Source organism: Pseudomonas sp. FW300-N2F2 (assembly GCF_017351655.1).
In the GTDB taxonomy this organism is placed as follows: Bacteria; Pseudomonadota; Gammaproteobacteria; order Pseudomonadales; family Pseudomonadaceae; genus Aquipseudomonas; species Aquipseudomonas fluorescens_AA.
Genome location: NZ_JACNDQ010000003.1, coordinates 550,741 through 573,164, shown reverse-complemented (window position 1 = coordinate 573,164; position 22,424 = coordinate 550,741). Strand labels below are relative to the sequence as shown.

The 22,424-nt window shown below is 61.4% G+C and carries 20 protein-coding genes; 10 read left to right on the top strand and 10 right to left on the bottom strand.

Annotated elements, in window-relative coordinates; translation table 11 throughout:
* Positions 1-99: 99 nt before the first annotated feature.
* The gene (locus J4E63_RS23305; protein WP_207283481.1) at positions 100-2,175 is read right to left on the bottom strand and encodes an AsmA family protein; all 2,076 of its coding nucleotides are present in this window, start codon (positions 2,173-2,175) and stop codon (positions 100-102) included.
* Positions 2,176-2,552: 377 nt separating this feature from the next.
* Between J4E63_RS23305 and J4E63_RS23300 the strand changes: the two genes are divergently transcribed.
* The 7 genes from J4E63_RS23300 (at position 2,553) to J4E63_RS23270 (ending at position 7,899) form a co-directional block, all read left to right on the top strand.
* On the top strand, positions 2,553-3,062 hold the full coding sequence (locus tag J4E63_RS23300) for a hypothetical protein (protein ID WP_207283480.1): 510 nt from the start codon (positions 2,553-2,555) through the stop codon (positions 3,060-3,062).
* Between the two features lie 157 nt (positions 3,063-3,219).
* A complete protein-coding gene (locus J4E63_RS23295; RefSeq protein ID WP_060739390.1) occupies positions 3,220-3,852 on the top strand; it encodes a TetR family transcriptional regulator in 633 nt (210 codons plus the stop codon).
* Between the two features lie 274 nt (positions 3,853-4,126).
* Complete coding sequence (gene ureE, locus J4E63_RS23290) at positions 4,127-4,627, top strand: urease accessory protein UreE (protein ID WP_060739391.1); 501 nt, start codon at positions 4,127-4,129, stop codon at positions 4,625-4,627.
* Positions 4,624-5,298, top strand: coding sequence for an urease accessory protein UreF (locus J4E63_RS23285; RefSeq protein WP_207283479.1), 675 nt, complete (start codon positions 4,624-4,626; stop codon positions 5,296-5,298). Before ureE ends, J4E63_RS23285 begins: the two co-directional genes overlap by 4 nt.
* A gap of 9 nt (positions 5,299-5,307) precedes the next feature.
* Complete coding sequence (gene ureG / locus J4E63_RS23280) at positions 5,308-5,922, top strand: urease accessory protein UreG (RefSeq protein WP_060739393.1); 615 nt, start codon at positions 5,308-5,310, stop codon at positions 5,920-5,922.
* A gap of 30 nt (positions 5,923-5,952) precedes the next feature.
* Positions 5,953-6,525: a HupE/UreJ family protein gene (locus J4E63_RS23275; protein ID WP_207283478.1), complete on the top strand. Its 573-nt coding sequence runs from the start codon at positions 5,953-5,955 to the stop codon at positions 6,523-6,525.
* Positions 6,526-6,765: 240 nt separating this feature from the next.
* Positions 6,766-7,899 (top strand): AGE family epimerase/isomerase, encoded by a 1,134-nt coding sequence (locus tag J4E63_RS23270; protein WP_207283477.1) that lies wholly within the window; start codon positions 6,766-6,768, stop codon positions 7,897-7,899.
* A 112-nt stretch (positions 7,900-8,011) separates the two neighbouring features.
* Here the strand turns inward: J4E63_RS23270 and J4E63_RS23265 are convergent, their stop codons facing one another.
* The 8 genes from J4E63_RS23265 to J4E63_RS23230 form a co-directional block, all read right to left on the bottom strand.
* Positions 8,012-8,776 carry an SDR family oxidoreductase gene (locus J4E63_RS23265; RefSeq protein ID WP_072340183.1) on the bottom strand — a complete coding sequence of 255 codons (765 nt, stop codon included), beginning with the start codon at positions 8,774-8,776 and terminating at the stop codon, positions 8,012-8,014.
* An 850-nt stretch (positions 8,777-9,626) separates the two neighbouring features.
* On the bottom strand, positions 9,627-10,343 hold the full coding sequence (locus tag J4E63_RS23260; RefSeq protein ID WP_018606262.1) for an ABC transporter ATP-binding protein: 717 nt from the start codon (positions 10,341-10,343) through the stop codon (positions 9,627-9,629).
* Complete coding sequence (locus J4E63_RS23255) at positions 10,340-11,212, bottom strand: ABC transporter ATP-binding protein (protein WP_207283476.1); 873 nt, start codon at positions 11,210-11,212, stop codon at positions 10,340-10,342. The genes J4E63_RS23260 and J4E63_RS23255 overlap by 4 nt, the downstream gene beginning before the upstream one ends.
* Positions 11,209-12,492 carry a high-affinity branched-chain amino acid ABC transporter permease LivM gene (gene livM, locus J4E63_RS23250; RefSeq protein ID WP_092175883.1) on the bottom strand — a complete coding sequence of 428 codons (1,284 nt, stop codon included), beginning with the start codon at positions 12,490-12,492 and terminating at the stop codon, positions 11,209-11,211. Before livM ends, J4E63_RS23255 begins: the two co-directional genes overlap by 4 nt.
* Before the next feature lie 3 nt (positions 12,493-12,495).
* Positions 12,496-13,410: an ABC transporter permease subunit gene (locus J4E63_RS23245; RefSeq protein ID WP_123530813.1), complete on the bottom strand. Its 915-nt coding sequence runs from the start codon at positions 13,408-13,410 to the stop codon at positions 12,496-12,498.
* A gap of 223 nt (positions 13,411-13,633) precedes the next feature.
* A complete protein-coding gene (locus J4E63_RS23240) occupies positions 13,634-14,767 on the bottom strand; it encodes a branched-chain amino acid ABC transporter substrate-binding protein (protein WP_207283475.1) in 1,134 nt (377 codons plus the stop codon).
* Between the two features lie 370 nt (positions 14,768-15,137).
* Positions 15,138-16,421 carry an FAD-binding oxidoreductase gene (locus tag J4E63_RS23235; protein WP_207283474.1) on the bottom strand — a complete coding sequence of 428 codons (1,284 nt, stop codon included), beginning with the start codon at positions 16,419-16,421 and terminating at the stop codon, positions 15,138-15,140.
* Between the two features lie 160 nt (positions 16,422-16,581).
* Complete coding sequence (locus tag J4E63_RS23230; RefSeq protein WP_092205328.1) at positions 16,582-18,072, bottom strand: aldehyde dehydrogenase family protein; 1,491 nt, start codon at positions 18,070-18,072, stop codon at positions 16,582-16,584.
* 181 nt (positions 18,073-18,253) lie between these two features.
* Between J4E63_RS23230 and J4E63_RS23225 the strand changes: the two genes are divergently transcribed.
* The 3 genes from J4E63_RS23225 to nadE all read left to right on the top strand — a co-directional run bounded on the left by J4E63_RS23225 (position 18,254) and on the right by nadE (position 21,467).
* Positions 18,254-19,162 carry a LysR family transcriptional regulator gene (locus J4E63_RS23225; RefSeq protein WP_207283473.1) on the top strand — a complete coding sequence of 303 codons (909 nt, stop codon included), beginning with the start codon at positions 18,254-18,256 and terminating at the stop codon, positions 19,160-19,162.
* A 248-nt stretch (positions 19,163-19,410) separates the two neighbouring features.
* Complete coding sequence (gene pncB / locus J4E63_RS23220) at positions 19,411-20,616, top strand: nicotinate phosphoribosyltransferase (protein ID WP_060739403.1); 1,206 nt, start codon at positions 19,411-19,413, stop codon at positions 20,614-20,616.
* A gap of 23 nt (positions 20,617-20,639) precedes the next feature.
* Positions 20,640-21,467 (top strand): ammonia-dependent NAD(+) synthetase, encoded by an 828-nt coding sequence (gene nadE, locus J4E63_RS23215; protein WP_207283472.1) that lies wholly within the window; start codon positions 20,640-20,642, stop codon positions 21,465-21,467.
* Positions 21,468-21,649: 182 nt separating this feature from the next.
* Here nadE and azu read toward each other — a convergent pair whose 3' ends face one another.
* A complete protein-coding gene (gene azu / locus J4E63_RS23210) occupies positions 21,650-22,096 on the bottom strand; it encodes an azurin (RefSeq protein ID WP_060739405.1) in 447 nt (148 codons plus the stop codon).
* Positions 22,097-22,424: the final 328 nt, after the last annotated feature.

The following is a 22,424-nucleotide window of genomic DNA, read 5'->3' as shown; positions in this document are numbered from 1 at the left end:
CGCTCCCACATTTTGACCGCATTCTTTCAGACGGAATGCGGTCCCCTGTGGGAGCGAGCTTGCTCGCGATGAGGCCAGCCACCTCACCGCACAACCGGGCTACCGGGTAGGCTTGACCGTCACCGGCGCCTTGCCCGCCTTCATCTGCTCCAGCAGCGGCGCACACTGGTTCGGCTCACCCCCACTGGGCGCCACCAGCGCCAGCAACCCGGCCGCCGGCGCGGCGATCACGCCCAACGCCACCATCCCGGCACCGCGCAGCATCAGGGGCACGGCCTTGACGCCAGCGGCAGGCTTGGCGAACGGGCCGCGCACGTACAACGGCGAGCGCAGGGAAATCAGACGCCAGCCCTTGGACTCGGGGGTGATGGTCAGGTCCAGTTGTTCACTCGCCATGTTCGCCGTGCCGTCGATGTAGATGATCGCGTTCTCCGTGTCGAACACGAACAGCCGCGTGGTCGCCAGGCCCGTCTTGATATCGAAGTCCGCCGCCGCACAATTGATCTTCACTTCTTTGTCGCCAAAGATTTTTCCCACCACGTAGTTGCCGACGTTCAGTCCCGCCAACTCCATCAATTCCCGACTGATGGCGCCATCGTTGATGAGCATTTTCAGCGTGCCATTGGCCGTGCCCAGCAGTGCCGCCACCGAATTTCCGCGCCCGGCGATATCAGCATCGCCGTTCAATTCGCCGAAACTGGTTTTCATCGGTTCGAAACCCGGGAACAGTTGCTTGAGCTTGAACCCCCGCGCCGTCAGCTTCGCCTGGCCTTCAAGGGGCTGGGTGTGCCCGTTGAGGCGGATCTGCGCATCGAGGCGGCCACCGGCCACGCCGAAGCGCAGGGGTTCCAGGCTCAACTGCCCATCATTGAGCACCAGGTGAGTATAAAGATCGCTGAACGGCAACTGCTCGCTGTGAACGATGCGCTTGCCGGTGAACTCCACATCGGCGTCCATCACGCTCCAGCGCTCGGTGCGAAACTCTTCCACGGGCAAGACCTTGTCGGTCGGCTGTTTGCTGGCGCCGCCCCGGGCCTTTTGCTCGGCATTGGAGTCCGCACCGATCAGCGGCGCCAGGTCGCTGAACAGCAGTTGATTGGAGACCAGCGCACCACTGAGTTTCGGCCGCGGCTGGCTGGCGACATAGGCCAGGTCGCCATGGATATCGCTGTCGCCGATCTTGCCGTTGAACGCCTCGTAGCGGAACAGCGCCCCACCCGGCTCATGCAGCTTGGCAATCAAGCGGCCATCGGTGGCGTAAGGCGGCGAATCCGGCAAGGTCACGCCGGTCAGCGGGTAAAGATGAGCGAGGCTTTTGCCGGCCAGCTTCAGGCGCAAGTCCAGGGCCCCGAGGTTCAGCGGGTCGGTGAGGGTGCCAGCCAGTTCGATGCGAGTGTCGCCGATCTTGGCCTGGGCCTGGAGCGGAAAGGGTTGTGACGCATCCTGCAACGCCAGCAAGCCACCGACCTTGCCGGAGCCGGTCAGGTTTTGCCCGTGATACTGCCCGTTGACCTTGAAGGCGAACGCATAGTCCTGCGGCGTCGCGCCTTGGTCCTGGGCTTTTTTGGCGGCCTTGTCGCCAACAATGTCGCTGAACGGAATGGGTTTGCCCAACGGATCGATCAACAGGTCGAGCCGGGTCTTGAGCGTCTGGTCGTCGAGGGTGACGTGGCCCTTGTCGAAGCCGATGGCGCCAATGTCCACCACCCAACTGGACGGCTCGGCGTCCGGGTCCTTCGGATCGAACTGGAAGGTCCAGTTGGCGCGACCATCCGCCAGGCGTTGCAGGTTGGCGTTGGGCTCCGTCAGGTCGATGCGCGGAATCGCCACTCGCCGGGCCAGCAAGGCCAAGGGCGAAACGCGTAGCTCGACACGCTTGAGCGTGACCATTTGCGGGTTTTTCGACCAGTCCGGGTTACCCAGGCTCAAGTCTTCGGCCACCACATGGGGCCACGGCAACCAGGCGTGCCAGCCACCTTCCCCCGGTTCGCGCTGCCAGACCACCGCCAGGTTACCGTTGATGGCGAAGGGGCGATGCAACTCCTCGGAAACCTTGGCATTGAGCGGGGGCTTGATGCGATTCCAGTCGAAGAACGCGATGACCAGAACCAGCACCGCCAGCAGGACAACAAGGCTGGCAAAGCTCCAGGCGAGGATTTTCGAGGTGCGCGTCATGCACAAGGCTCCTGATGACAAGTCAGCGTCCGCAACCACGGCGCTGTTGGAAATACGAACCCGCAGTCGGTTCGTCATGAAAGGTTGGACTGATGAAACGACCAACAGGTGCCGATGAACGGCACAAAAAAATGCCTGGATCCTGACCAATCAGCCAACAAACCGTTACCGCACCCGCACATTTACGAGGCGCCAATGGGTACAAAATACCCACCGCAGTGCAAAACCGCACCCCGGAAACGCCCGATCTAGAGCCTTCCCCCAGAACAATCAATTCCGTTGATTATTACCATTGTCTTTATGAACTTTTATATCGACTTATCGAGAGTAGCATTGCCCTCGTACCCACTTTATCGCCCTCCCAAGGAGCAACGATCATGAAACGCCAATTACTGATGAGTCTTTCACTTTCTCTGCTGGCCTCTACCGCCTTCGCACTGCCAGCTTCCGAACAAGCCACGCCACAGGTCAAGGACAGCCATTCTGTCTACAGCCAGACCGTCGCTGAAGGTGGACGTGACAGGCTGGAAGAAAAAGGTCTGGTTGAAGGTGGTTCCGACCGCACCCCACAAGGCCAGACCCTCGCAGCTGACGGTTCCGACCGCACTCCACAAGGCCAGACCCTGGCAGCTGACGGTTCCGACCGCACTCCACAAGGCCAGACCTTGGCAGCTGACGGATCCGACCGCACTCCACAAGGCCAGACCTTGGCAGCCGACGGTTCCGACCGCACTCCACAAGGCCAGACCCTGGCAGCTGACGGTTCCGACCGCACTCCACAAGGCCAGACCCTGGCAGCTGACGGTTCCGACCGCACTCCACAAGGCCAGACCTTGGCAGCTGACGGTGGTGACCGCGTGATCGAACGCAACAGTGCAGTGAGCTGAGCCCATGGTGGCCCAGAAAAAAGCCCGATTCCTGCAATCGGGCTTTTGACTTTTCAAACCCCTCGTTTTCCCCGCCCGATCCCTCTCTACCGTTCGACGTCGGCAAAGCCGATTTGCTAGAGTGCGTCGCTCCCGTGAATCAGAAGTCAGCCTTGCGATGCTGCCCCGCGCCGAACAGAAACAACAGACCCGAATTGCCCTGATGGACGCAGCCCGCCATTTGATGGAGTGCGGCCGGGGCTTCGGCAGCCTGAGCCTGCGGGAGGTCGCCAGGACGGCAGGCATCGTGCCCACCGGGTTCTACCGGCACTTCGAAGACATGGACCAACTGGGCCTGGCATTGGTCAGCGAAGTCGGCCAGACCTTCCGCGAGACCATCCGCCTGGTACGCCACAACGAGTTCGTCATGGGCGGCATTATCGATGCGTCGGTGCGGATCTTTCTCGATGTGGTGCAAGCCAACCGATCCCAATTCCTGTTCCTGGCCCGCGAGCAATACGGCGGCTCCCTGCCGGTGCGCCAGGCCATCGCCCAATTGCGCGAAGGCATCAGCTCGGACCTGGCCGCCGACCTGGCCTTGATGCCCAAGCTGCAGCACCTGGACCTGGCCGCCCTGGGCGTGATGGCCGACCTCATCGTCAAGAGCGTGTTCGCCACCCTGCCGGACATCATCGACCCACCGGCCCAAGCCCTCCCCGAACACCTCACCCCCCAGGCGAAGATTACCCAGCAACTGCGGTTCATCTTCATTGGCCTCAAACATTGGCAAGGGTTGGGCAGTACCGAATAACCCCGAATGTATCCACTGTGGGAGCGAGCTTGCTCGCGATTGCGGTCTGTCAGCGGCATCAATGCTGACTGACCCACCGCTATCGCGAGCAAGCTCGCTCCCACAGATTCTTTTTTGCGCAAGCCGCAAAATGGTGCGCAACACCCCGCAGCGCACCAATATGGCACGCAATCCGCCCCATCCTGAAACGCCATCCCAGCTATTTCCTACACCTTCTTCGATTGGCAAGCCCCTTGCTCTAAACACAGCACCGTTCATTGCTGGAAGCACTCCGATGCTGGTGATCCACCGCAGAATCGACACTCAACCGCGCTGGGACGCCGAGCTGCACCTGACCTTCGACGCCCGTAGCAAAAGCCGCCTGCGCTGTTTCAGTGCCGAAGGTGAAGACGTGGGATTGTTCCTGGAACGAGGCCAGCCGCCGCTGTACGACGGTGAATGCCTGCAGGCCGAAGACGGGCGCATCGTGCGCGTCTGCGCCCGCGCCGAACAATTGCTGCACGTCACCTGCGCCAACGCCTTCGAACTGACCCGCGCCGCCTATCATCTGGGCAATCGCCACGTGGCCCTGCAAGTGGGCGATGGCTGGCTGCGCCTGCTGGACGACTACGTGCTCAAGGCAATGCTCGAGCAACTGGGCGCCAGCGTCGAATCCATCGAAGCCCCGTTCCAGCCAGAACACGGTGCCTATGGCGGCGGCCATCATCATTCCCGGCACGGCGACGAAGACTTCAACTACGCGCCGCGCCTGCATCAGTTTGGCGTGCGCACATGAACCCGGCCTGGGCGCTGCTGCGTCTGGCCAGCCCGCAGCTGCCGATTGGCGGCTACAGCTATTCCCAGGGGCTGGAGATGGCGGTGGACAATGGCCAGGTGAAAAAACCCGACGACGCGCGGCGCTGGATCAGCGATCAATTGCTGTTGAACCTGGCACGCTTCGAAGCGCCCTTGCTGCTGGCGCACTGCACCGCAGCCGCCGCTGACGATTGGGACGCGCTGCTGCAACATTGCGAAGAGCACCGCGCCAGCCGGGAAACCCGCGAGCTGTATCAGGAGAGCCGGCAGATGGGCTACTCGCTGCAGCAATTGCTCGCAGGCCTGCCGGAACTCGACCACGCCGCGCGAGGCTTTCTCGAACAGCGCAGCGAGCCGCATCTGGCGCTGGGCTGGGCCCTGGCCGCCCGCGCCTGGCAGATCGCCCCCCAGGACGCTCTCGCCGCCTGGCTGTGGAGTTGGCTGGAAAACCAACTGGCGGTGCTGATGAAAACCCTGCCCCTGGGCCAGCAAGCGGCCCAGCGCCTGACCAGCGAACTGCTGCCGCTGTTGCAACAGGCCCAGCACGACGCCTCGAACATCGACCCCGATCATTACGGCAGCGCCGCGTTTGGCCTGTCCCTGGCGTGCATGGCCCATGAGCGCCAGTACAGCCGTCTGTTCCGTTCCTAGGAGACACACATGAATACACAACCTCTGCGCGTCGGTATCGGCGGCCCGGTAGGCTCCGGCAAGACCGCCCTGACCCTGGCCCTGTGCCTGGCTCTACGTGAACGCTACAACCTGGCGGTGGTCACCAATGACATCTACACCCGCGAAGACGCCGACTTCCTGGTGCGCAACGAGGCCCTGGCGCCGGAGCGGATCATCGGCGTGGAAACCGGCGGCTGCCCGCACACGGCGATTCGCGAAGATGCCTCGATCAACCTTGAAGCGGTGGACCAGTTGAACCGGCGCTTCCCGGGCCTGGACCTGATCCTGGTGGAGTCGGGCGGCGACAACCTGTCGGCGACCTTCAGCCCCGAGCTGTCGGACCTGACGATCTATGTGATCGACGTCTCGGCCGGCGACAAGCTGCCGCGCAAGGGCGGGCCGGGCATTTGCAAATCCGACCTGCTGGTCATCAACAAAATCGACCTGGCACCCCTGGTGGGCGCGTCCCTGGAGATGATGGACAGCGACACCCGGCGGATGCGCAACGGCAAGCCTTTCGTGTTCAGCAACCAGAAGACCGGCCAAGGCCTGGACGACATCATCGCCTTCATCGAGCGCCAGGGCCTGCTGAGCGCCGCCTGATTTTTCGACTGACAACAAGGAAGCTTATCCATGACGTTCAAACGCATTCTCGGCGCCCTCGCCCTGCTGCTGACCCCGGCCCTGGCCTTCGCTCACCCCGGCCACGGCGACAACGGGCTGATCGCCGGCCTCGGCCACCCGATCGGCGGGCTCGACCATTTGCTGGCGATGCTGGCGGTCGGTTTGTGGGCTGCGCAACAACAAGGCGCCGCGCGCTGGGCACTGCCATGCACCTTCGTCGGTACGATGCTGCTTGGCGGCCTGCTGGGCTTTGAAGGTCTGGACCTGCCAGCGCTGGAAAGCGGCATCGCCGCCTCGGTGCTCGCCCTGGGCCTGGCGGTGGCACTGGCGGCGCGTCCGCCGTTGAGCCTGGCGGTCGGTGCAACCGCCCTGTTTGCGCTGTTCCATGGCGTGGCCCATGGCTTGGAACTGCCGGACATGTCGAGCCCATGGGCCTATGCGGCAGGCTTCGTCGCGGCCACGGCGGCGCTGCATGGCGCAGGTTTTGTGCTGGTGCGGGTGTTGCCGCAAGCGGCGGCGCCATTGGTCAGGTTGGCCGGGGCGGCTTCGGCGGGGGCTGGGGTTTGGTTGTTGGCGAGCTGATTCTTTAGCGCCTGCCTGGCCGCCATCGCGAGCAAGCTCGCTCCCACAGTTTGTTCGGGCTTCCACACTTTGATCGGTGTGCACCGGCCCCTGTGGGAGCCAGCCTGCCTCCACACTTTGCAGTCCCTGTGGGAGCGAGCTTGCTCGCGATGACGGACTTACAAGCGCCATCTCTCTGGAGTCGGTCACTCTGCTACCATGTCGCGCAATCGCCTCCCCCAGCCGTGACGACTTCCGCCGATGCCTGATGCTTCCCGCCCCGCCCCCCAGCCTGAATTGATCGCCCTGTTCGCAACAGTGCGTCAGCATTTTCACGACGTGATCGTGCCGATGTGGCAAGGCCCGGGTTGGAATGCCGAACTGGCGCTGCCCTATGAATCCCTGGATGCCGGACATGCGCCGCTGCCGCCCCAGCGCTACCGTGCCATGGCCTGTGCACGGCAGTTGTATGTGTTCGCCAGCCTGATTGGCGAAGTCCCCCAGGCCGAGGAGCGGGCCAGTGCCCTGTTCCGCTCGCTGCAACGGCATTTCCACGATGCCGAACACGGCGGCTGGTTCTACAGCATCGACCCCCAAGGCGCGCCGCTGGACACCGGCAAAGACCTCTATACCCACGCCTTCATCCTGTTCGCCTGCGCCCATTACTGGGACAAGGTCCGCGAACCGCTGGTGGAATCGGTGCTCAACGCCAGCCTGGAGGTCATCGCCCAACGCTTTGCCAGCGCAGACGGGCTTTACGAAGCCAGCCTCAAGCGCGATTGGTCAACGACCGGCTCCGGCCCGCTGCAAAACCCCTTGATGCACCTGGCCGAAGCTTTCCTCGCCACGCTCTCGGTCCGCGAAGACGCCAACGTCCGTCAAGCATTGCTGAGCTTGTGCGACGGGATGGCCAAGCATTTCATCGAGCCGCAGCAACGGGTCATGATGGAAAAACCGCTCAAGGCTGTGGATAACTGGTTCGAGCCGGGGCACCAGTTCGAATGGTATTACTTGCTGGCCTCATCGCCGCTGTTGCGCAACGGCAAGCTGCACACCGCCCTGGAGCGCAGCTTCGACCATACCGAACAACGCGGCGTCGATCCGGAATCCGGCGCGGTGTGCGCGATGCTGGACCAGGAACCACAAGCAAGCCCGCGCGATGCCACCCAACGCATCTGGGCTCAGGCCGAGTACCTGCGGGCACTGACATTACGCCCTGGCAAGCAGGGAGTGTTACTGCGTCAATTGCAGGCCTTGCAGCAACACTTCCTGCATGCCAAGGGCTGGAACGAATGCCTGGACGCCGACGGCATCGTCAGCCGCCGGGACATGCCGTCCACCACGCCGTATCACCTGCTGACCTGCTATCGCGGGCTGGCCGATTACTTGGCGTAACGCTCCTGTGGCGAGGGAGCTTGCTCCCGTTCGGCTGCGAAGCAGTCGTCAGCTTTTGGGGCCGCTACGCAGCCCAGCGGGAGCAAGCTCCCTCGCCACAGATGTCCACCCATCAAGCCTTGTTGCGCTCGATGGCAAACCCGGCCCAGGTCTGGCTCACCGGCATCAGCTCCAGGCTGTTGATGTTGATGTGTGCCGGGGCGTTGAGCACCCAGAAAATCGTATCGGCGATGTCCTGTGGCTGGATCGGCTCGGCGCCGGCATAAGTCGCGTTGTAGCGCTCCTGGTCGCCACCGAAGCGCACCAGGGAGAACTCGCTCTCGCACAGGCCCGGCTCGATGTTGCTCACCCGCACGCCCGTGCCTTGCAGGTCGCAACGCAGGTTCAGGGAGAACTGTTTGACGAACGCCTTGCTCGCGCCATACACGTGGCTGCCCGGATACGGGTAGTTGCCGGCGATGGAACCCAGGTTGACGATCCCGGCCCCACGGCCGTGGGCGATCAGGCGTGGCAACAGCAGGCGCGTGCTGTAGATCAGCCCTTTGACATTGGTGTCGACCATGGTGTCCCAATCATCGAGGTCGCACTTGGGGGCCGGATCGACGCCCAGGGCCAGGCCGGCATTGTTGATCAGCCCGCGCAGCTTGGCGAAGGATGGCGGCAGGTTGGCGATGGCCTCTTCCATGGCCTTGCGATCACGCACATCCAGGACCAGGCCATGGACTTCGGTCTGCTTCGACAATTCGGCACACAGGGCATTGAGGCGCTCTTCACGACGACCGGTCAGCACCAGTTTCCAACCGGCCTCGGCAAACCGACGGGCACAGGCTTCACCAAAACCGGACGTCGCGCCGGTGATAAACAGGGTGTCAGACATCGTGTTCTCCTTGTTTGAACTGCAAAAGCCATTGAATGGAAATCGGCCCACAGCATGCCCGGCCTGGCACGCCAGGGGCAAGGCTTGCGCATGAGCTTTTGGCCCACGGCTGCTCATAAAACAACCAATCCACGCCAAGCCTCGCCCAACAAGGCCCGCAGCCGGTTGCTCGCACCTTATCCACAGGCACGTCCACAGTAATCGGGGGCAAGTGCAAATCCCGCAGGCCGCTGTGCATAAGGCTTTTCGGGGTATTTGGAATTTTTTTTCGCTTGACCCTGCAAGTGAGGTTGTGCAGCGCAAGTTATCTGCTATAAGCCACTGCGAAATGAGCGATGGCTCCAAGCCAGTAACGACGGCGCTCAGCGCGGTCTTTCCAGAGTTTAGTCACAGACTTATCCACAGGCTTGCCCACTGTCTTTGGCGTCCATTCCGGCGCTCATAAAAGTGTTGACAACAGCCGCTCCCGCTTGACTAAAAACGCCTGATCAAAAAACGATCATAGCCCTGCAAGCCACGGATTCAAAGGCTTGCAGCCAGCTACTCCCACGTTACCCACAGCCAGCTCCACAGCAAACGGGGACAAGTCAAAACCGTGACAAAACAACTGTTTGCGGCGACTTTATGTCGCGGTTTCGCAGGGGCTCAGGATTGTTGTCCACAATTGTGAAAAACATACAAAGCCCCCTGTGGGAGCGAGCTTGCTCGCGATAGCTTTGGTTCAATCAACATCGATGTCGGCTGACCTGCCGCCATCGCGAGCAAGCTCGCTCCCACAAGGGCGGGTGGTGGTTTGAAGAGATAAAAAAACCGGCGATCTCTCGCCGGTTTTTCCATTACAGCAGCCGCCTCAATGCCCGCCCAGGTACGCGTTGCGCACCTCCTCGTTGGCGAGCAGTTCCTTGCCAGTGCCGGTCAGGCGGATTTCACCGTTGACCATCACATAGGCCCGGTCCGACAACCTGAGGGCGTGGTTGGCGTTCTGTTCCACCAGGAAGATGGTCATCCCGGTGGACGCCAGTTCACGCAGGGTGGCGAAGATCTGTTTCACCACGATCGGCGCCAGCCCCAGGCTCGGCTCATCGAGCAGCAACAACTTGGGCCGGCTCATCAATGCCCGGGCGATGGCGAGCATTTGCTGCTCGCCACCGGACATGGTCATGGCCCGCTGGTTGCGACGCTCCTTGAGCCGTGGAAACAGCTCGAACATGCGCTGCATGTCTTCGCTGGCGTATTTGTCACCGATGGGAATGGTGCCCATCAGCAGGTTTTCCTCGACGGTCATGTCCGGGAATACCCGTCGCCCTTCCGGCGACTGCGCGATGCCGTTGGAGGCAATGTAGTGCGACGACTTGTGGGTGATGTCCACGCCCTGGTAGATGATCTGCCCGCCCGCCGCACGGGGCTGGCCGAAGATGGACATCAGCAACGTGGACTTGCCGGCACCGTTGGAGCCGATCAGGCTCACGGTTTCACCTTCGCCAATGTGCATCGAGACCTTTTTCAGGGCCTGGATCGGCCCGTAGAACACGTCCAACTCCTTGAGTTCGAGGATAGGTCCACTCATACCAGTTCCTCTTCGTCGGCACCCAGGTAGGCCGCGATCACCTTCGGATCGTTGCGAATCGCCTCGGGACCGCCCTCGGCGATCACGTTGCCGTGGTCCAGCACCACGATGTGATCGGAAATGCTCATTACCATGCCCATGTCGTGTTCGATCAGCACCACGGTCAGATCATGCTCGTCGCGCAGCAGCCGGATCATCGCGCTCAGCGCTTCGGTTTCCTGAGGGTTGAGGCCCGCGGCCGGTTCGTCGAGGCAGATGATCTGCGGGCGGGTGCACATGGCCCGGGCGATTTCCAGGCGCCGTTGCTGGCCGTAGGAAAGCTCCCCGGCCAGGCGGTTGGCGCAATCCACCAGGTCCACCACTTCCAGCCAGTAGAAGGCGTGGTCCAGCGCATCGCTTTCGGCCTTGCGGTAGCCCTTGGTGTTGAGGATACCCGCCAGCAGGCTGCGGTTGACCCACATGTGTTGGGCCACCAAGAGGTTTTCCAGTACCGACATTTCCTTGAACAGGCGGATGTTCTGGAAGGTCCGCGCCAGGCCGGCACGGTTCACCAGGTGAGTACCGCCGAACATCTTGTAGTACATCCGGCTGGCGAAGGATGTCGGTGACACGAAGTCAGTGGGGCGAAACGCTTCGCCCAGCAGCTTGATGACGTTGGTCCGCTCGCCGCGCACGTTGAGCTCGATCTTGCCGCCCGTGGCCTTGTAGAAACCGGTCAGGCAGTTGAACACCGTGGTCTTGCCCGCACCGTTGGGGCCGATCAGGGCGAAGATCGAATTGCGCTTGACCTGCAGGCTGACGTCGCTGAGGGCCTTGATCCCACCGAACTGCATCATCAGGTTTTCGACTGAGAGTACGACTTCGCTCATGGGGCTACTCCTTTACGCGGCGTCACACCGGTACGGCTGATGCGAATCAGGCCACGCGGGCGCCAGATCATCATCAACACCATCAGTATGCCGAACAGCAGCACCCGGTATTCCGCAAACCCCCGCAGCAGCTCCGGCGCCACGGTCAGCACGAAGGCTGCGATCACCACGCCGATGGTCGAGCCCATGCCGCCCAGCACCACGATGGCAAGGATCAGGGCCGATTCGAAGAAGGTGAACGATGTCGGGTTGACGAAGCCTTGGTACGTAGCGAAGAACACACCGGCCAGGCCGGCCGTCGAGGCTCCGATAGTGAACGCCGAGAGCTTGACCAGTACGTGGTTCAGGCCCATCGAGCGGCAGGCGATTTCATCTTCGCGCAAGGCTTCCCAGGCGCGACCGACCGGCATGCGAGTCAGGCGATGCTTGATGTACAGCACGGCCAACACGACGAGGAACAACACCGCGTAGATGAAGTAGTACTTCACGTCCGGGTTGTAGGCGATGCCGAAAAACTCATGGAACGGTACGCCGCCATCCTTCGCCCTTTTACCGAGTTCGAGGCCGAAGAAGGTGGGCAACGGCGCCGCCATGCCATTGGGACCGCCAGTCAGGGACAGCCAGTTATTGAGGACCAACCGGATGATTTCACCGAAGCCCAGGGTCACGATCGCTAGGTAGTCACCGTGCAGGCGCAGCACCGGAAAACCCAGGATACAGCCGGCCAGCCCCGCCGTGATCGCCGCCAGGGGCAGCACCGTCCAGAACCCCAGCCCCAGGTATTGATAACCGAGGGCCAGTCCATAGGCACCGATGGCATAGAACGCTACGTAACCCAGGTCGAGCAGTCCGGCCAGGCCGACGACGATGTTCAAGCCCAGGCCCAGCAGCACGTAGATCAGCCCGAGGATGACCACGCCCAGCAGGTACGAGTTGGAAAAAAACGGAAACACCACGGCAATGACGATCACCAGCGGGATGATCCAGCGCAGCCGGGTTTTGTAGTCAGGCGGCAGTACGTGCACCCCGGAGCCGGTGCTTTCGAAACCCTCGAGGATTTTCACGCCCTTGGGCGTTTGCAGGAACAGGCCCAGGGCAAAGCGGCCAGCCATGACGATGGCGACAATCCATGCCACACGGGTCGGTTGCAGGTTGAAACCGTAGCCGTCCAGGACCACGCCAACAATCGGGCCGAACACAATCAAGGCGACAAGGCCGGCAAGAATCGCGTCAACCAGGCTTCTTTTGAGATCAATGGTTTTTTTAGTGGTTGATGACATCGCTTACACCTTCGACACAAGAGGACGGCCGAGCAGGCCTTGAGGCCGAAAGACCAGAACGAGAACGAGCAGCGAGAAACTGAAGACGTCCTTGTAGTCCGAATTGACCAGGCCGGAGAACAGCGACTCGGAGATCCCGAGAATGATCCCGCCGAGCATCGCGCCAGGCAGTGAGCCGATCCCGCCGAGTACCGCGGCAGTGAATGCCTTGATGCCGATGATGAAACCGGCATAGAAGTCGAACGTGCCGTAGTTCATGGTGATCAGCACGCCAGCCAGGGCCGCCATCGCGGCACCGATGATGAACACGTAGGAAATCACGCGGTCGGTGTTGATCCCCAGGATCGAGGCCATCTTGCGGTCTTGCTGGGTCGCGCGGCACATGCGGCCGAGCTTGGTGTACTTGATGACGTAGGTCAGCAGGCCCATCCCGACAAACGCAGCGACCAGGATGAAGACCTTGGTGTAGGTCAGTTGCACGAATCCGGTGCCGACTTCAACGCGCCAGGCTCCCGTCAGCAAGGTGGGAACCCCTTGTTGCTTGGCGCCCTGGGCGATCTGTGCATAGTTTTGCAGAATCAGTGAAATACCGATGGCGCTGATCAGCGGTGCCAGTCGGGTGGAGTTACGCAGGGGTTTGTAGGCGACACGTTCGATGACCCAGCCATACACCGCCGTAACGACGATGGTGAAGATCAGCGTGCCAAGCATCAGCAGGGGAAAGGATTCAATACCGAAGTATGCCAGCAGAGCCAGACTGATCGCCGCGAGGTACGCAGAGATCATATAAACCTCGCCATGGGCGAAGTTGATCATGCCAATGATGCCATAGACCATTGTGTAGCCGATGGCGATCAGGCCATAGACCGACCCGAGGGTCAGGCCGTTGACCAGTTGCTGCAGGAAAATACCATCCATAACGCAATCTCACGCAGTGAGAACCTGCACACCCTTGAGTGTGCGGTTCTTCTAAGGAAAATACAGATTTACGTCGGAGCAATGTCAGTCAGAACACTACATCCCTTGTGGACGCTGGCCTGCCAGCGATAGCGGACAGACATTCAACAAAGATGTCGCCTGTCAGTCCGCCATCGCGAGCAAGCTCGCTCCCACAGGAATCGGGGGATCTAGCCGATCGCGTTTACTTCTGTTTTTCCAACTGGTGGTATTTGCCGTCCTTGTCCCACTGGTAAACCACGTAGTCGGAGACTTTCAGGTCGCCCTTGGCGTCCCAGGTCTTCTCGCCCATCACGGTTTTGACTGGATTTTTCTTCAACCACTCAGCCGCTTTTTCGCCACTGTTGGACTTGGCGCCGTTGAAGGCAGCCGCGAGGGTCTGGACCGAAGCGTAGGCATACAAGGTGTAGCCTTCCGGCTCAGTACCCTTGGCGCGGAACGCGTCCACTACGGCCTTGCTGTCTGGCAGCAGGCGCGGGTCGGCGCCGAAGGTCATCAGCACGCCATCGACAAATTGCGGACCGCCAGCGGTGGTGACCAGTTCGTCGGTCACGATGCCATCGTCGGACATGAACTTGACGTCTTTGAGGCCTTGCTCACGCAGTTGACGCACCAGGGGACCGGCTTCCGGGTGCAGGCCACCGAAGTAGACGACATCGGCGCCAGCGCCACGGATCTTGGTGACAATGGTGCTGAAGTCTTTTTCACCACGGGTCAGGCCTTCGTACAGCACCGGCTTCACGCCACGCTTCTCGAGCTGGGCCTTGGTTGCATCCGCCAGGCCCTGGCCGTAAGTATCCTTGTCGTGCAGCACGACGACTTTATTACCCTTGAGCACGTCGACGATGTAGTCGCCGGCAACGATGCCCTGCTGGTCGTCACGACCGCACATACGGAACATGGCACTCAAGCCGCGCTCGGTCACAGCAGGGTTGGTAGAGCCCGGGGTGATCGCAATGATGCCTGCTTCGTCGTAGATCTCGGACGCCGGGATGGTCGACGAGGAGCAGAAGTGACCGACAACGCCCGCCACTTTCTGGTTAGTCAGGTCCTTGGCCACCGTGACAGCCTGTTTGGGCTCGCAGGCGTCATCACCCTTGACCAGCAGGATTTTTTCCCCGTTCACGCCGCCCTTGGCATTGATCTCGTCTGCCGCGGCCTGTGCCCCCTTCATGTACTGCTCGCCAAATGCCGCGTTGGCGCCTGTCATGGGACCCGCTACGCCGATCTTGATGTCGGCCTGAGCAAACGCAGAAACACCCAGCGCAGCTGCCACTGCGAGGGCCAGGAAACCTTTCTTGTAAAACGTCTGGGACATGAGGTGGTGCTCCAAGGTTTTTTTTAGTTGGCACTGCGACTTCATTTCACTGAAAAGCTCACAGCAAGGGCCGTGCCATCGGTTTTTTATTCTGAAAAAAGTCGCTGCTTTATTGTTATTTCGACTGTTTCGGGCCCTTTTTCATGGGGCGTGCAACCGTCTAAACCGCACAAGGTGCAACCTTTTATCCAAACGGGTAAAACCTTCCATGAGCCATCATTGCAACCATCGCGCGAAACGGCGTGCAACCACTGTGTAACAACCCACGTCACCGAACTGCACACTGTCGGTGCGCGACTGCTACAACCCGCACCATAACAGGCTAGACGCTACGCCGGAAAACGCGGCGTCCAGCAACAATTTTCAACACTCAAATGACGATCCGCAGGCACTGGCCCGCGTGATACAGCGAAAAGCCCGCCTCATACAGGCAACTGCGCAACCCCACCCCGGCCAGTGGCTGCATGGGGGCGAACGGGATCGGCAGGGCCTGGGCATTACCGTGACACAGGTAATCGGCGAACGCCTTGCCGACCACCGTTCCGGTGGTCACGCCTCGGCCGTTGTAGCCGGTCACGGCCACCAGCCCGGGAGCGGGTTCGAACAGGCGCATCAAGTGATCGGGAGTGAAGGCGATGCAACCGGTCCAGGTGCACTCCCACTCCACCGGCTTGAGATAAGGAAAGTAGTGTTGCTGCACCCGGTCGGCCCAGGCCTTGAGGAACCAGGTCGGCTTGCGGTTGCCGTTGCCCAGGCTGCCCAGCAGCAAACGACCATCCTTGTCCCGGCGGATGCTGCTCAGCACCTGGCGGGTATCCCACGAGCCCTGCCCGCCCGGCAGAATGCGTTGGGCGGCCTCGTCGGCCAGCGGGACGGACGCGACCTGATAGTAATAACCCGGGAAGAAATTGCGCCGCAGTTCGGTCCAGTCACCCTCGGTATAGGCATTGGAGGCAATCACCACCTGCTCGGCCAGTACCGAACCCTGGGCGGTCTGCACCGACCAGCGCTGGCCTTGACGTTCCAGGCGCGTCACCGGCGAATGGTCGAACAACTGGCCACCCAGGTCCGTGGCGGCCTTGGCCAGCCCGCTGGTGTAGGCCATCGGATTGAGCGTGCCGGCGCGGCGGTCGAGCAATGCCGCGGCGATTTTCGAGGTGCCGGTGGCCTCGGCACAGGCCTGGCCGGTGAGCAATTCCACCGGGGCGCCACGACGCTTCCATTGAGCTTCGCGACTGCGCAGGTCGGCTTCGCCCCGGGCGTTGTGGGCCATGTGCAAGGTGCCTTCGCGGCGCAACTGGCAATCGATGTTGTATTTATCGATGAGGCTGAACACCAGGGCCGGCGCGGCTCCCAACATACGGTTGAGCTGGCTGCCCACCGCCTCGCCGAATCCGGCCTCGATGTCATCCGGCGGGATCCATAGCCCGGCGTTCACCAGGCCGACGTTGCGCCCCGATCCGCCATGCCCAGCCCGATGGGCTTCCAGCACGGCCACGCGCTTGCCTTGTTCGAGCAAGTGCACCGCCGCCGACAGCCCGGTGAACCCTGCGCCGATCACACAGACATCCACCGTGATTTCGCCGGTGAGGGCAGTGTTTTCAGGCCTTTGCGGCGTCAGTTTTTCCCACAGACATTCTTCGCGTAACGGCATTGCCAGACTCCGAAAAAGAAACCCAACCATCACACTGTTCAGTGTGGGAGCGAGCTTGCTCGCGATAGCGGCGGCACATTCAATGACTATGTGACTGACAGACCGCTATCGCGAGCAAGCTCGCTCCCACAAAGGATCTCCACGAATTGAAGATCCGGCCTCAGTCGAAGGTAATCCCCTGGGCCAACGGCAACTCCAGCGAGTAGTTCACGGTATTGGTCTGGCGACGCATGTAGCCGCGCCACGCATCGGAGCCGGACTCGCGACCGCCGCCGGTTTCTTTTTCGCCACCGAATGCACCGCCGATTTCCGCGCCGCTCGGGCCGATGTTGACGTTGGCGATGCCGCAGTCGCTGCCCACGGCCGACATGAACTGCTCGGCTTCACGCACGTCGGTGGTGAAGATGCAGGACGACAGGCCCTGGGGCACGGCATTGTTCAGGTGCAGGGCCTCGGCGAAGTCCTTGTAGCCGACCACGTACAGGATCGGTGCGAAGGTTTCGTGGCGCACCACATCACTCTGCTCGGGCATCTCGACGATGGCCGGCGAGACGTAATAGGCATTCGGGAACTGGTCTTCGAGCTGGCGCTTGCCACCAAACACGCGCCCACCTTCGCTCAGGGCCTGCTCCAGCGCGTCCTGCATGCCGTCGAAGCTGTGCTTGTCGATCAGTGGCCCGACCAGGTTGCCTTCCAGCGGATGGCCGATGCGCACTTTCGAGTAGGCGGCCTTGAGGCGGGTGACGATTTCTTCCTTCACCGACTCGTGGGCGATCAGCCGGCGCAGGGTGGTGCAACGCTGGCCGGCGGTGCCGACCGCGCTGAACAGGATGGCGCGCACGGCCATGTCGAGGTCGGCACTCGGCGCCAGGATCATGGCGTTGTTACCGCCCAGTTCGAGGATGCTACGGGCGAAACGCGCGGCGACTTTCGGCGCCACCTCACGACCCATGCGGGTGCTGCCGGTGGCGCTGATCAAGGCCACGCGCGGATCATCCACCAGGGCTTCACCGGCATCGCGACCGCCGATGATCACCTGGCTCAGGTACGGTGGTGCGTCGCTGAAGTTCTTCAGCACGCGTTCGAACAGCGCCTGGCACGCCAGGGCGGTGAGCGGGGTCTTTTCCGAGGGTTTCCAGATCACCGAGTTGCCACAGACCAGGGCCAGCGTGGTGTTCCAGGCCCAGACCGCGACGGGGAAGTTGAAGGCGCTGATCACCCCGACCACGCCCAGCGGATGCCAGGATTCACGCATATGGTGGCCCGGACGCTCGGAGGCGATGGTCAGGCCGTACAACTGGCGGGACAGGCCGACGGCGAAGTCGCAGATGTCGATCATCTCTTGCACTTCACCCAGGCCTTCCTGGGTGATCTTGCCAGCTTCCCACGACACCAGCTCGCCGAGGTCGGCCTTGTATTCACGCAACAGGTCGCCGAATTGACGCACCAGCTCGCCGCGACGCGGGGCCGGCACCTGGCGCCACAGGTCGAAGGCGTGTTCGGCACGGCTGACCTGCTGCTCGACTTCAGCGGCGCCTTCCCAGTTCACGGCGCCGATGCGGCTGCCATCGATAGGCGAATGCACCGGCTGTGCGCCGCCCTGGTACAAGGCCGGATTGACGCCCAGACGATCAAGCAATGCAGCAACCATGGGGTAACTCCTCTAAACGAGCGATAAAAGATTGGCGGACGGACCATCACCGTACGCTCAGGCCTCTAGTTTTAGCTGGCCCGAGTCTTGCCAACAAACGACCATTAAGCGAGATATCATTCCGTTTATTCATGCTGCCCCTGACTCGATTTATAGAGCAACAAGAAAAAAGGCCCTCGTCATGCTCAATAAGCGCTATTTACCGTCGATTACCGCACTCCAGTGCTTCGAAGCCGTGACTCGCCACCTGAGCTTTACCCGTGCCGCCGAAGAACTCCATCTGACCCAGAGCGCCGTCAGCAAACAGGTCGCCCAGCTCGAGGAACTGTTGCAGCACCTGCTGTTTCGGCGTGTGCGCCGCCGCTTGCAACTGACACCGGCCGGGGAGTTGTACTTGGGGGAAGTGCGAAAAATCCTTACCCAGGTGGAGATGTCCACCCACTACCTGCGCTCCTACGGTGGCGATACCGAAGTGCTGCGTGTTTCCACGCCTCCGACCTTCGGTGCCCGCTGGCTGGTGCCCCGCCTGAAGGGCTGGCGGTTGCGTCATCCGAAAATTCATCTGGACCTGCGCAGCGAGCAGGAAGCCGACGACTTGCAGCAGGGGCGCAGCGACCTGGCGTTCTACTTCGGCCAGGGCTCACGCCCTGGCACCGAATCCCGGAGACTGTTCGACGAAGAGCTGGTGCCGGTCTGCGCGCCCGGCAGCCTGCCTGACCAGGCCTTCAGCGACCCGACCCAACTGGCCGAGCTGGTGCTGCTGCAAAACGCCTCGCGGCCCCAGGCCTGGCATGACTGGTTCGACAGCCAGGGCTACCACACCGAACACAGCTACCACGGGCCGCGCTTCGAAACCTTCTACATGTGCATCCGGGCCGCCCAGGTCGGCTGCGGCGTCGCCCTGCTGCCGCGGTTTCTGGTGGAAGAAGAACTGGCCGACGGCAAACTGGTCATCCCCTGGCAGCATGCGATGCCGAGCACCGATGCTTACTACTTGGCCTACCCGGAACATTCGGCGGAAGTGCCCAAGGTGCGGCTTTTCGTGGAGTGGATGCTGGAACAGCTCGATAGCCCTGATATGCCGCAATAGCAGCAGCCAGCACCAAACCCTGTGGCGAGGGAGCTTGCTCCCGCTGGGGCGCGAAGCGGCCCTTTTCCATGCGGGCGCTGCGCACCCGAGCGGGAGCAAGCTCCCTCGCCACAGAAAGATACCTTGCCAGAGAAGAACCGGTGACCAAAAATCACTGGCAATCCCCACCCAGGTTATGCGCCACTAACCCCCTCATCCCAAACCGCCGCACCCCGCTGCCCGCCGCAGCGGCCTGTCAGGAGAACCCTATGAGCGAGAGCGTATTTGCCGATCGTATCGTGCAGAACCTGCTCGACACCGACTTCTACAAACTGACGATGATGCAGGCGGTGCTGCACAACTACCCCAACGTCGAAGTCGAGTGGGAGTTTCGTTGCCGCAACAGCGAAGACCTGCGTCCGTATCTGGCGGAGATCCGCTTCCAGATCGAGCGCCTGGCGGAGCTGAGCCTGAGCGCCGACCAGTTGGGCTTCCTGGAACGTATCAGTTTTCTCAAACCGGACTTCCTGCGGTTCCTGGGCCTGTTTCGCTTCAACCTGCGCTACGTCCACACCGGCATCGACAACGGCGAGCTGTTCATCCGCCTGCGCGGGCCCTGGTTGCACGTGATTCTGTTCGAAGTGCCGCTGCTGGCCATTGTCAGCGAAGTGCGCAATCGCTATCGCTACCGTGAAATCGTCCTGGAGCAGGCCCGCGAGCAGCTGTATCGCAAGTTCGACTGGCTGAGCGCCAACGCCAGCGCCGAGGAGCTGTCCGAACTGCAAGTCGCGGATTTCGGCACCCGTCGGCGGTTTTCCTTCCGCGTCCAGGAAGAAGTGGTCAACGTGCTCAAGCATGATTTCCCCGGGCGTTTCGTCGGTACCAGTAACGTGCACCTGTCCCGGGAGCTGGACATGAAACCCCTGGGCACCATGGCCCATGAGTGGATCATGGCCCACCAGCAATTGGGCCCGCGACTGATCGACAGCCAGATCGCCGCCCTCGATTGCTGGGTGCGCGAGTACCGGGGCCTGCTGGGGATCGCCCTGACCGACTGCATCACCATGGACGCCTTCCTCAAGGATTTCGATCTGTTCTTCGCCAAGCTGTTCGACGGTTTGCGCCATGACTCCGGCGACCCGGTGATCTGGGCCGAAAAAGCCATTGCCCACTACCACAAGCTCGGCATCGACCCGATGAGCAAGACCCTGGTGTTCTCCGATAGCCTGACACTGCCCAAATGCCTGGAGATTTTTCGGGCATTGCGTGGTCGCATCAATGTCAGCTTCGGTATTGGCACCAACCTGACCTGCGACATTCCGGGTGTCGAGCCCATGAGCATCGTGCTTAAAATGATCAGCTGTGACGGGCAACCCGTGGCCAAGATTTCAGACGAGCCCGGCAAGACCCACTGCAAGGACCCGAATTTCGTCGCCTACATGCGACACGTTTTCCAAGTACCTGCCGCCCTTTGATACATCAAGCAAGGAGTGAATTCATGCAAGCCGTACAGCGTGAGATTGCTGAACAGCTCAAGGTCCAGCCACCGTTCGCCCATGACGCCGACCTCAAGGCCGAAATCGCCCGGCGAGTGAGCTTTATCCAGGATTGCCTGGTCAATTCCGGGCTCAAGTCCCTCGTGCTGGGCATCAGCGGTGGCGTCGACTCGCTGACCGCCGGGCTGCTGGCCCAACGTGCCATGCGCGAACTGCGGGAGAAAACCGGCAACGCGGCCTATAAGTTCATCGCCGTGCGCCTGCCGTACGACACCCAGTTCGACGAGCACGAAGCACAGGCCTGTGTGGACTTCATCGATCCCGACGAGCGCCATACCGTCAATATTGGCCCGGCGGTCAAGGCCTTGGCCGAGCAAGTCGCCGCGTTCGAAGGCAAGGCGGCGGTCTCGCGGGACTTCGTGCTGGGCAATACCAAGGCGCGGATGCGCATGGTGGCGCAATACACCATCGCCGGGGCCGAGCAGGGCCTGGTGATCGGCACTGACCATGCGGCCGAAGCGGTCATGGGGTTCTTCACCAAGTTCGGTGACGGCGCCTGCGACCTGGCGCCGTTGAGCGGCCTGGTGAAAAACCAGGTCCGGGCCATCGCCCGTGACTTTGGCGCGCCGGAATCGCTGGTGGAAAAAGTCCCCACCGCCGATCTTGAAGACCTGTCGCCAGGCAAGCCGGATGAAGCCTCCCACGGGGTGACCTACGCCGAGATCGATGCGTTCCTGCATGGCCAACCGATTCGCGAAGAGGCGGCCAGGATCATTTGCGAGACCTACCGCAAGACCGAGCACAAGCGGGTGATGCCTTACGCCCCGTGACCGGCAATCTCTGTGGGCTCTGTGGGCTCTGTGGGAGCGAGCTTGCTCGCGATAGCGGTGGGTCAGTTTGCATTGATGTTGGATGTGCTGCCGCCATCGCGAGCGAGCTCGCTCCCACAAGGAGCGGTTGCCTGGCACAAAAAAGCGCCCTGCATGGGGCGCTTTTTTGTACCTGAAATTGATCACTTCAGCGTAACGGTGCCCTTCATCATCGAGATATGGCCCGGGAACGAGCAGAAGAAGCCGTATTTTTCAGCGGCATCGAGTTTCGACACGTCGAAGGTCACCGAGTCGGTTTCCTTGGCCCCGATGAGCTTGGTGTGGGCGATGATGCGCGCATCACCTTCCTTGAGGTAGTTCTTGTCGATACCGGCAGCGAGGCCATCGGTGGCGATCGGCTGCATATCGGCCTCTTTGCTCAGCACCCAGTTATGGCCCATGACGTTTTTCGGCAAGCTGCCCGAGTGCGTCAGCTCAACGGTGAACGTCTTGCAGCTCTTGTCGATCTCGATGGCCTTGGTGTTGAAGGACATCTGGTCAGTCGAGTCGATGGTGGTCTTGCACTCCGCTGCCATCAGTTGGCTGCTGGCCAGCGTCAACAGGGATACTGCAACAAGTTTGGCAAACATCGTGAATCTCCAAGGCATGGTTAACAAAAATCCGTCAAAGGGAAAGACTGCCTGATTTTCCGGCAAGTTCCTATGACCTGAGTCAAAGATTGTATACAACTTAAGGCTATCAGCCTGATGGACATAATCAACCAGCAATAAGTATGACGCGCCCCTATGATCAGCCCCATCAACCTCTGGAGCGATCGCCATGAACTTCAATAGCCTGTTATGCAGCTTGCTCGCCGCCTACGCCTGTGGCGCCAGTGGCACCTATGAAAAACCCCTGCGCGAGGTTTAAGTCCTTTGCGCAGCATAGGCCAGGCTTTACTCTGGTGCGGTGACTGAC

Excerpts from the sequence above, each read along its gene's own strand:
- J4E63_RS23275 (WP_207283478.1), top strand. The coding sequence starts at position 5,953 with ATGACGTTCAAACGCATTCTCGGCGCCCTCGCCCTGCTGCTGACCCCG.
- nadE (WP_207283472.1), top strand. The coding sequence starts at position 20,640 with ATGCAAGCCGTACAGCGTGAGATTGCTGAACAGCTCAAGGTCCAGCCA.
- J4E63_RS23225 (WP_207283473.1), top strand. The coding sequence starts at position 18,254 with ATGCTCAATAAGCGCTATTTACCGTCGATTACCGCACTCCAGTGCTTC.
- J4E63_RS23285 (WP_207283479.1), top strand. The coding sequence starts at position 4,624 with ATGAACCCGGCCTGGGCGCTGCTGCGTCTGGCCAGCCCGCAGCTGCCG.
- J4E63_RS23245 (WP_123530813.1), bottom strand. The coding sequence starts at position 13,410 with ATGGATGGTATTTTCCTGCAGCAACTGGTCAACGGCCTGACCCTCGGG.
- ureE (WP_060739391.1), top strand. The coding sequence starts at position 4,127 with ATGCTGGTGATCCACCGCAGAATCGACACTCAACCGCGCTGGGACGCC.
- azu (WP_060739405.1), bottom strand. The coding sequence starts at position 22,096 with ATGTTTGCCAAACTTGTTGCAGTATCCCTGTTGACGCTGGCCAGCAGC.
- J4E63_RS23230 (WP_092205328.1), bottom strand. The coding sequence starts at position 18,072 with ATGGTTGCTGCATTGCTTGATCGTCTGGGCGTCAATCCGGCCTTGTAC.
- J4E63_RS23270 (WP_207283477.1), top strand. The coding sequence starts at position 6,766 with ATGCCTGATGCTTCCCGCCCCGCCCCCCAGCCTGAATTGATCGCCCTG.
- livM (WP_092175883.1), bottom strand. The coding sequence starts at position 12,492 with ATGTCATCAACCACTAAAAAAACCATTGATCTCAAAAGAAGCCTGGTT.
- J4E63_RS23260 (WP_018606262.1), bottom strand. The coding sequence starts at position 10,343 with ATGAGTGGACCTATCCTCGAACTCAAGGAGTTGGACGTGTTCTACGGG.
- ureG (WP_060739393.1), top strand. The coding sequence starts at position 5,308 with ATGAATACACAACCTCTGCGCGTCGGTATCGGCGGCCCGGTAGGCTCC.
- J4E63_RS23300 (WP_207283480.1), top strand. The coding sequence starts at position 2,553 with ATGAAACGCCAATTACTGATGAGTCTTTCACTTTCTCTGCTGGCCTCT.
- J4E63_RS23255 (WP_207283476.1), bottom strand. The coding sequence starts at position 11,212 with ATGAGCGAAGTCGTACTCTCAGTCGAAAACCTGATGATGCAGTTCGGT.
- J4E63_RS23265 (WP_072340183.1), bottom strand. The coding sequence starts at position 8,776 with ATGTCTGACACCCTGTTTATCACCGGCGCGACGTCCGGTTTTGGTGAA.
- J4E63_RS23240 (WP_207283475.1), bottom strand. The coding sequence starts at position 14,767 with ATGTCCCAGACGTTTTACAAGAAAGGTTTCCTGGCCCTCGCAGTGGCA.
- J4E63_RS23235 (WP_207283474.1), bottom strand. The coding sequence starts at position 16,421 with ATGCCGTTACGCGAAGAATGTCTGTGGGAAAAACTGACGCCGCAAAGG.
- J4E63_RS23295 (WP_060739390.1), top strand. The coding sequence starts at position 3,220 with ATGCTGCCCCGCGCCGAACAGAAACAACAGACCCGAATTGCCCTGATG.
- pncB (WP_060739403.1), top strand. The coding sequence starts at position 19,411 with ATGAGCGAGAGCGTATTTGCCGATCGTATCGTGCAGAACCTGCTCGAC.
- J4E63_RS23305 (WP_207283481.1), bottom strand. The coding sequence starts at position 2,175 with ATGACGCGCACCTCGAAAATCCTCGCCTGGAGCTTTGCCAGCCTTGTT.